At 36.7% G+C, this 8,843-nt stretch carries 8 protein-coding genes and 1 pseudogene; 3 read left to right on the top strand and 6 right to left on the bottom strand.

The features are described from left to right. Positions 1 to 1,662, bottom strand: a pseudogene (locus RT405_RS05830) (Na+/H+ antiporter); the annotation flags it as partial. Between the two features lie 199 nt (positions 1,663 to 1,861). After that, the gene (locus tag RT405_RS05825; RefSeq protein ID WP_313468353.1) at positions 1,862 to 2,416 is read right to left on the bottom strand and encodes an NAD(P)H-dependent oxidoreductase; all 555 of its coding nucleotides are present in this window, start codon (positions 2,414 to 2,416) and stop codon (positions 1,862 to 1,864) included. A gap of 292 nt (positions 2,417 to 2,708) precedes the next feature. Between RT405_RS05825 and uraA the strand changes: the two genes are divergently transcribed. After that, positions 2,709 to 3,983 carry a uracil permease gene (gene uraA, locus RT405_RS05820; protein ID WP_313468351.1) on the top strand — a complete coding sequence of 425 codons (1,275 nt, stop codon included), beginning with the start codon at positions 2,709 to 2,711 and terminating at the stop codon, positions 3,981 to 3,983. A 95-nt stretch (positions 3,984 to 4,078) separates the two neighbouring features. Here uraA and RT405_RS05815 read toward each other — a convergent pair whose 3' ends face one another. The 3 genes from RT405_RS05815 to RT405_RS05805 all read right to left on the bottom strand — a co-directional run bounded on the left by RT405_RS05815 (position 4,079) and on the right by RT405_RS05805 (position 5,725). Beyond that, complete coding sequence (locus RT405_RS05815; protein WP_313468349.1) at positions 4,079 to 4,582, bottom strand: DUF1456 family protein; 504 nt, start codon at positions 4,580 to 4,582, stop codon at positions 4,079 to 4,081. A gap of 64 nt (positions 4,583 to 4,646) precedes the next feature. Beyond that, the gene (locus RT405_RS05810; RefSeq protein ID WP_313468347.1) at positions 4,647 to 5,207 is read right to left on the bottom strand and encodes an NUDIX hydrolase; all 561 of its coding nucleotides are present in this window, start codon (positions 5,205 to 5,207) and stop codon (positions 4,647 to 4,649) included. 83 nt (positions 5,208 to 5,290) lie between these two features. Beyond that, the gene (locus tag RT405_RS05805; protein WP_313468346.1) at positions 5,291 to 5,725 is read right to left on the bottom strand and encodes a VOC family protein; all 435 of its coding nucleotides are present in this window, start codon (positions 5,723 to 5,725) and stop codon (positions 5,291 to 5,293) included. A 252-nt stretch (positions 5,726 to 5,977) separates the two neighbouring features. Between RT405_RS05805 and RT405_RS05800 the strand changes: the two genes are divergently transcribed. Continuing rightward, on the top strand, positions 5,978 to 6,346 hold the full coding sequence (locus tag RT405_RS05800; protein ID WP_313468344.1) for a VOC family protein: 369 nt from the start codon (positions 5,978 to 5,980) through the stop codon (positions 6,344 to 6,346). Positions 6,347 to 6,484: 138 nt separating this feature from the next. On the opposite strand, the gene RT405_RS05795 is transcribed toward RT405_RS05800, so the two are convergent. After that, positions 6,485 to 7,045, bottom strand: a complete 561-nt coding sequence (locus RT405_RS05795; RefSeq protein WP_313468342.1) for a DUF488 domain-containing protein — start codon at positions 7,043 to 7,045, stop codon at positions 6,485 to 6,487. Positions 7,046 to 7,602: 557 nt separating this feature from the next. Between RT405_RS05795 and RT405_RS05790 the strand changes: the two genes are divergently transcribed. Next, entirely contained in the window at positions 7,603 to 8,793 is a 1,191-nt protein-coding gene (locus tag RT405_RS05790; protein ID WP_313468340.1) for a coenzyme F420-0:L-glutamate ligase, read from the top strand. Positions 8,794 to 8,843 lie beyond the last annotated feature (50 nt).

Below are 8,843 nucleotides of genomic sequence, written 5' to 3'. Positions count from 1 at the left end.
TAAGCATTCTCTTTTGAGCAGCTTCTTTGTTCCCCTTAATCCTTCTCTTAAATCGTTTCCATTCTCTGATAGTACTTCCAATAATGTGCTTTACACTGGACCCCATATCAAGAGAAAGGATTTCTTCACGATGATCATAGGAAGTTTCCAATATCTCAAAGGTTTCTTGATCTATTTCTTTTCTTTGCATGGCCTCTTGAATATACTTTCTTTCAGCTTTCAATCCCAAAAGACGTATTTCTGTAATTCTTTTTTGGTAATCTTTTGTTTCTAATGCACTCTTTTCCGGCTGCATCTTCTTGAACATAGCTTTGTATTCATCCATTAAAGCAAAGGCGACCATTTGGTTTTCTTCATTTGTTTCTTGTTTGATTTTTTGAATGGCTGCCAATAGTACTTTTTGCTGAGCTCGAACTAAGCTAGCATCTTTAACGGATTCTTCTTCATCAGTTGCAGCTTCTTCTTCACTTAACAACGGTAAAAAGACAGTTGCCATAACCAAGGTAAACAGAATAACTCCTGCTGCTAAAAAGAGAATCAGCGAACGTTCAGGAAATATCGCTCCACTTTCTAAATACAAAGGAAGAGAAAGAACTCCGGCCATCGTCACTGTCCCTCTCACACCTGTTAAACTCGAGGATAGACTTGATTTAAGACTTGGTTTATCTGCTTCTGTTGCTTTGCGAAAATGATACTGATAAAACGTAAAAAGATAAGACCAGATAAAACGGATACTTAAAATAATGATCCCGATTGCTAACACATAACCAATAGCCCGCCAGTTTCCGATTGTAGGATTTTCAACGGTTGCAGACATAGAAGAAGGGATATTCAATCCTAATAAAAGAAACACAATCCCATTTAAAATAAACAAGACTATCGACCAAATATTTTCTGTTAGGACTTTTTCTTCCGCAGCAATTGTTTCTGTTCTTTCTGAAGCAATTGCATGTAACAAGCCCGCTACGACAACGGCTATCACTCCTGAAGCTCCCAGTAATTCTTCTGTAGCGATATAGATAATAAATGGAGTTAAAATTTGTACTAAGGAATAAAACGTCACATCTCCAATTCCTTGTTTGCGCAAACTATATCTTATCCAGGTAATCAGCAAGCTGGTAACTAGACCTGAAAGTGCCCCAACAATAAAAATATATGAAAAATCAAATACTGCTTTTTCTAATGAAAAATAACCTGTTACGGCAGCTGTTACGGCATAATTAAAGGCTACCAAACCAGAAGCATCATTGATCAGCGATTCCCCTCTAACGACACTTAAAATCTTTTCAGGAATACGGATCCGTTTAGCTATTCCGTTTACTGCAACAGGATCAGTAGGAGACAGGATTGCGCCTCAATCAACCAATGAATAAATAACCCTCCACCAATTGTGGTGAACAAAACAAGGAAAATAGCATTGCCAAAAATAGGCGCTCGCATTTTCCATAGTTCTTCACGAGGAAAGTGGCGTCCATCATTATATAAAAGCGGTGCGATAAATAATAGTAAAAACCATTCTGAGTCTAATCCAAACGAAACGTCTTTAAACACCAATGCCAACATTACCCCAAATACTATTTGGATCAGCGCAGTTGGTACATATGGAATGTAATGACTAATAACATTGGAAATCAATAAACTCACTAGTAACAATAATACCATAATCAGTAAACTCATAAATCCCTCCTAAGCTACTTTATTTTCTTTTCTGAATACATGAATTCAGCTCTGAAATAAAAACCAAATTGTATAAGCATACTTAATTTTACCATTAAAACCTAAAAAGCGTGAAGAAAAAATAAGAGCAAAAAAAAGCACGATCACTTAAATAAGTGTGAACATGCTTTTCCATAATTATCATTTAGCTATATTTCTTAATCAATTCAACGAATGAATCGATAATCATTTGGAAGAAGTCTAAAGTTCCTTGATTAGTAATTGAACCATCTTCTTCTAAAAGGTTGAGTACATTTCCAATATAAGCTTCTGGCTGTTGAAGAGTCGGCATATTAAGGAATACTAAGGATTGGCGCAAATGATGATTGGCTCCGAATCCGCTGATTGCTCCAGGTGAAACACTGACAACTGCTGCTGGTTTTGTATCCCAAACACTAGCACCATAAGGGCGAGAACCAACATCGATCGCATTTTTCAAAACACTGGGAACAGAACGATTGTACTCCGGAGTGGCAAATAAAACAGCATCAATAGATTCCATTGTGTGGCGGAATGTTTTCCAAGATTCTGGAACATTTCCTTCATCATCAAAGTCTTGATTATAAAGATCAAGGTCACCTATCTCTATAAAAGATACATTATAATCTTCAGGGAACATATTTGCCAATACTTCTGCTACTTTTTTTGTATAGGAGGCCTTGCGTAAACTACCTACTAAAATACCGATATTTTTAGTCATTTTACCAAACTCCTTTTCACTTATTTTTTGTAACCAAATAAAGTTTAACGCTAATTTATGTAAGATGCAACTAATAGCCCTTGGTATTACAACCCTTTTTCTAAAGTTGCATTTCTTAACAAGAGAAGATTGTAATTTAGAATGTTTACTGCTAGAATAAATGAAGCAAAATCCTTTTAAATTAATCCAGAGAGATTAAAAAGGGTAACAAATCCATATTTGATACCTTAGGTCCTTTTGCGAATAATAAATTCAAAAGGGCATTTTTTATGCCCAATAGGAGGAATCATAGATGTCAACAAAGAAAATGATACAAGTCGATGAAAAGGTCCCAGGGAAATTACTTATTCCTCTTAGCTTACAACATACGTTTGCTATGTTTGGAGCATCGGTTTTAGTTCCCATTATTTTTGGAATCGACCCGAGTATTGTCTTATTGATGAATGGTATTTCAACATTGTTATTCATTTTGATCACAAAAGGAAAAGCCCCAGCTTACTTGGGTTCCAGTTTTGCATTTATCGGCCCAACCAGCATCATCATTGCTAACCAAGGCTTTCAATATGCACAAGGTGCTTTCGTTGTTCTCGGTATTATAGGGTGTCTTTTAGCTCTTCTGATTCACCGCGTAGGTACAAAGTGGATTGATATTGTGCTTCCGCCAGCCGCAATGGGGGCCGTCGTTGCCTTGATTGGGTTGGAATTAGCAGGCAATACGGTTCAAGGCGGTTCAATCGGCGCCAATTTGATGACGGATACGGCTGCAACCCAAGACTTTATTGTTTTCTTTATCACGTTAGGTGTTGCTATTCTAGGATCTGTTTTATTTAAAGGATTTTTATCCACGATTCCTATTTTAATTTCTATTATTGTAGGTTATCTTTCAGCTATCGCTTTTGGGATGGTCGACTTCACACCAGTTTTGGAAACTTCTTTGTTTACTATGCCGCATTTTCAATGGGCGAAATTTGATGTACATGCTATTCTAACTATGCTGCCCGTCCTTCTCGTATTAACTTCGGAACACATCGGCCACCAAGTAGTCACTTCAAATGTGATTGGGCGGGACTTGATGAAAGACCCAGGCTTGCACCGTTCTTTATTTGCTGATTATTTTGCTTCTGCATTATCAGGTTTAATTGGTGGAGTTCCAACAACTACTTATGGTGAAAACATCGGAGTAATGGCCATTACACGCGTCTATAGTGTTCGTGTAATTGCCGGAGCGGCTATTTTTTCAATTTGTATGGCTTTTGTCGGACCCTTAGCAGCTTTAATTTCTACTATTCCTGGAGATGTTATTGGCGGCGTGACCTTCTTGCTTTACGGAATGATTGGAACAAGCGGCTTGCGTTTATTGGTTGAATCGAAAGTTGACTACAGTAAATCGAAAAATCTGATTTTAACTTCGATCGTTTTTGTGGCTGGTTTAAGCGGCTTGACAGTTAACTTTGCTGGTGTTGAATTAAAAGGTATGATTTTAGCAAGTGTTGTCGGAATTATTTTAAGTATCTGCTTCTACTTGTTTGATAAAGCAGGTTGGATGAACGAAACAACCGAAGACTAAAAAAAGCAGAAACACTCCATAAAACATTAAAAGAGGAATCAGCTGTGCAGCTTTGACTGCATAACTGATTCCTCTTTTTTTACTCTCTCCATTTTTTAATCGCGGTATTTTAATGCCAAGCCTTTTAGAAAGTTTCTAGCATATCTGTCGCCGCATTCTTTATAATTGCGCTGACCTTCTTTTCTTAATACTGCACTCAATTCATTTTTAGACAAATGCACTCCTGCTTCATCTAAGATGTCCAGCATTTCTTCACTTGTCAGAGCAAGTGCAATTTTTATTTTCTTCAATAAAACATTGTTCACATTTCGCTCATTCTTGATCATAAATTCTTGTTTTTGCGGTTCACCCGGTTTTGGTTCTCGTCTTCCTCTTTTATAGACAATCAAGCCATTTAAAAAAGCTTCTAATGTTCGATTATCGCATTTTTTTAAGTACTCGTTAACTGTAGAATCTTCATCGTTTTTAGCTTTAAGCAACATTCTTTGGACATCTTCTATTTTTATTTCCATCTCGCCCAATTTGAAAATTTCAACCATATCTAAGTCTTTTATATCTAATGCATATCTTAAGCGCACTAATCTATCGTTATTATTCATTTTTACCCTCCAACGTTCTTTCGTTATTTATCCCTTACTTAAATTGCTGCTTTTTAACTCTATTTTACTTAACCGTTTTTAATTTCTCATTCAGCTTTTGATACACTGCTTTCATCTCAGGTTCGGTGCAGGCACTTACGGCTTCATCTAAATCCATCCATCTCACTGCACTATTTTCATCTGGTTTAATAGTTGTTTCTTCATTTTCGTCCGCTTCAATTAAATACGTCAGATTCAAATGCAGATGTGTGGCGATCGGTTCGCCTTTTTTTATATGCGCTGGGACTCCTAAAATTTCAAGTGAGTAAATGTCCTTTGAGACCGGAATAATCGCCGTTAAGCCTGTTTCTTCTTCGGTTTCTTTCAACGCCACATATAGCAAATCTGCATCCCCATCCGCATGACCGCCGACCCAGGACCAAGATTGGTAAATATTATGATACGCCATCACTACTTTCGATCGATCCGAATTAACGATCCAAGCTGATGCAGTAAAGTGAGCAAATTCATTTTCACGTGTCAGCAAATCATCAAATGTATCCAAATAACGCAGCATAACTTCTTGTTCTTTCGCTTCTTGAGCATTATAAGGCTGATATTGGCTGATTTGTTCTCTTAAATTCATGTAAAAATCTCCTTCGGTAATTGCTATTCAGAAACACCCTCTTTATAATCTGAAGTTTTCATCAGACAAGGCTGGTCTATCGTTTATTCAAAATCCTTACTCAAAATTTCTTCACGTTCTTCAAATGATACGTCATGGTGGATTTCGTGTAACATCCACACGTACCCAAAGCTATCAGCAAACACCGCATTGGATAGACCCATTTCTTCCATTCTTGTAACAGGTTGAATTTCTGTTGCTCCTGCAGCAATAGCCTTATCACTTGTTTCTTGGATGTCAGGAACGGTTACATTGAACCAGAAGGATTGCCTACTGCCTTCTTTCGGTGCGAATAATTGATATTCAGGATTTTCATCGAGCATATGAAAACGCGTATCATAAATAGTAAACACCACTTCATTACTGCCTGTTTTAAAATTTGTTTCCTCAACTACTGTAACATCAAATATGGATTTGTACTGATTCAAAGCAGCTTTGCTATCCTTTACAACAAAATCTAATTCAACGCCTATAATCATGAGTGCACGCTCCTATTAATGGATTTTTCAAATCAGTTATAGTATAACATCCTGTCATTGAAATAGACCCATTAAAGACATTTCGATTTAAAGAATATTTAAATTAGTGAATAATTTTAATCAGATAAAATCTTAGTATGCACGTTCGTTGGAAGCTATCTTAATCGACTTTATGTTTTATTTATCCTATTATTAACTCATGGTAGTAGCATCATTATCCGTTTTTAAAATTCTTAAAAAGGAGAATGTCAGATGACCAATAAGATCACGATTATGTTGTATGTTGAAAATGTGGAAGAAAATGCTTCTTTTTGGAAACACTATTTTAAAGCCGAAGAAGTTGCGCGCGTGGAACTGGGTGCTTCCGTTACGATTACGCTTGCACTGTCACTGTATTGTCATTTTCAATTATTTGATAATGAATTCATCAGAAAACATTCCCCGGAAGTTGCGGACAACAAACCTTCTATCTTAATTGATACTCCTAATTTTGAAGAGATTCATGATCAGCTGGAAAAAGATGATTATTATACCGGTGAATACGTCTATCAAGGTAATTTTAGAACATTCAACTTCAGAGACAATGTTGGCAATTATTATGCCGTGCGAGAAATGAACTAAACAGTCTCCATTGGAAACAGCGTAATTGCAAATGGAGCGATCTTAGCCCTTTACTAAATTACAGAAAATATACCTGTCGCTTATGCTAGTGAAAACATAAGCGGCAGTTTTTAATCTATTCCTATAAAAATTTCAGCATTATTCAGTAGGTAGTTCAGTATCTGCTTGCTGCTTGGGATAAATAATGGTTGTTCCTTCAATGACAGCTTTTGCTCCATACATTCCGATCTCATGTTCAATCGTTTTTTTCTCCGTCATAATATGATGAACCTTCAGCCCTTTTGATGCCAATGTATTTGACACAATCAGCCGATGGCACCTCCATGGTACACTTTCAGAACACATATAACATACGCGTTCTTCGTTTCCAATGGCCATCAGTTCGCTGATTCCTTTTTCATACTCTTCTGTTAAACTATATGCAGCATAATTGCGAAAAGAAGTGTTTCTCCAGCCATCGACCAACGTTGCATCTATTTCACGATTTTTCTTTCTTCTGCCGCCTAATACAGGCAGATGCAGATAGCGAATGTCCTGTTCAGGTACCCATTTTTCCATATTTTCTTTATCAAATTGCGGCATATATTTGCTGCCTGGATAAGAACGAATATCAATTAGCGTTTCGATTTTATAGGCTTTTAATAAGTCACTAAATTCTTCGCTGCTATGTGTTGAATGCCCAATGGTATAAAAATCCAATTTAATTCCGCCTTTCCTTTTGCCCTGCTCATTTGCTGTTTATCTCAAGTTTAACAGGAAAACACATTAAAATGCCATTTTAACAAGTTTTTCAGGATTTTTTAGCATTTGAAAATGAGAACTGCCTTATTTAGCTTATGTTAAAATATGCAGTTTCTATTTGCCTACCTTAAAGAGATCGAATCTCCAGCGTTAAAGCACATAAACCTCGTTTATGCACCTTAACCTGCATAATTTTCTAACGTTGAAGTACGTAAATCCTCTTTACATGTCTTAACGAATAGAAATTCCTATCGTTATGGTACATAAACTCCTTTTGAATTCTGCAAAGAGCTTAAATCCGCATTTTCACTAATGGTTTAAACGATAACAGGCTTTGAAATAGACATCTAGCAGTATTGAATAAGTAAAAGAAGAACACTGCTCTAATGATGAACTATATTCATTTAGTATCATATTCTATTTTACTTATAGCTATCTAGAAAGGTATAATGAATAAATAGGGGATAGTTTATTTCAACTATTCATATAGAGCATCATAATTAGGAGAGATTATATTGGAAAACACAGTAGGAACAGTAGTACGTGGACTTCGTGGTCCAATTATCAATAAAGGCGACGATATCGAACAAGTTGTAGTAGAAACGGTATTAAACGCAGCTAAGAATGAAGGTTTTTCATTTAAAAATCGGGATATTGTTACTATAACCGAATCCATAGTGGCGCGCGCACAAGGAAACTATGCATCGATTGATGATATTGCTGAAGATATCAAAGCAAAATTTGGTGACGAAACAATCGGCGTCATTTTCCCAATCTTGAGTCGTAATCGCTTTGCAAATATCTTGCGTGGTATTGCCAAAGGCGCAAAGAGTATCATCTTAATGTTGAGCTATCCTTCAGATGAAGTTGGCAATCAGCTTGTTGAGATTGATGAATTAGATGTCAGAGGGGTAAATCCATGGACCGACACCTTAACTGAAGCTGAGTTCCGTGAGCATTTCGGTTATAAAAAGCACCGCTTTACTGGGATTGATTACATCGATTACTATCGAGAGTTGATTGAAGCTGAAGGTGCAACGTGTGAAGTCATTTTCTCAAATAATCCAAAAACTATTTTAACGTATACGAAACACGTCTTAACAAGTGATATCCATTCTCGCTTCAGGACGAAACGTATTTTAACTGATAACGGTGCTGAAACGGTCTATGGCCTTGATGATATTTTAACAACTTCAATCAACGGCAGCGGATTTAATGAAGCTTATGGTCTTTTAGGGTCAAATAAAGCAACAGAAGATACGTTGAAACTCTTTCCAAATAATTGCCAGCCCATTGTTGATGGCATTCAAGCTAAGTTAAAAGAGTTAACAGGCAAAACCATTGAAGTCATGGTTTATGGCGATGGAGCATTCAAAGATCCGGTTGGAAAAATTTGGGAACTTGCAGATCCAGTTGTTTCACCTGCTTATACTTCAGGCCTTGAAGGCACACCAAACGAAGTAAAATTAAAATACTTGGCTGATAATAACTTCTCTCACCTTCGCGGAGAAGAATTAAAACAATCCATTTCCGAATATATCGAAAATAAAAAAGAAGATTTAGTCGGGGCGATGGAAGCACAAGGAACTACTCCACGCAGATTAACAGACTTGATCGGTTCATTATCTGATCTAACGTCCGGCAGCGGAGACAAAGGAACCCCGATCGTCTATATCCAAGGGTACTTTGACAACTATACAAATTAAATTCAAAAAAAAAAAGATGCTTCGTTTGAGGCATCTTTTTTCCTATATTA

The organism is Carnobacterium sp. (assembly GCF_032094055.1).
GTDB lineage: Bacteria > Bacillota > Bacilli > Lactobacillales > Carnobacteriaceae > Carnobacterium_A.
Note: the sequence above shows the minus strand (reverse complement) of the source record. Positions and strands in the feature narration are given on the sequence as shown.

Bases quoted from the DNA above. Each gene is read 5' to 3' on its own strand.
- RT405_RS05825 (WP_313468353.1), bottom strand. From the start codon at position 2,416: ATGACTAAAAATATCGGTATTTTAGTAGGTAGTTTACGCAAGGCCTCC.
- uraA (WP_313468351.1), top strand. From the start codon at position 2,709: ATGTCAACAAAGAAAATGATACAAGTCGATGAAAAGGTCCCAGGGAAA.
- RT405_RS05815 (WP_313468349.1), bottom strand. From the start codon at position 4,582: ATGAATAATAACGATAGATTAGTGCGCTTAAGATATGCATTAGATATA.
- RT405_RS05810 (WP_313468347.1), bottom strand. From the start codon at position 5,207: ATGAATTTAAGAGAACAAATCAGCCAATATCAGCCTTATAATGCTCAA.
- RT405_RS05805 (WP_313468346.1), bottom strand. From the start codon at position 5,725: ATGATTATAGGCGTTGAATTAGATTTTGTTGTAAAGGATAGCAAAGCT.
- RT405_RS05800 (WP_313468344.1), top strand. From the start codon at position 5,978: ATGACCAATAAGATCACGATTATGTTGTATGTTGAAAATGTGGAAGAA.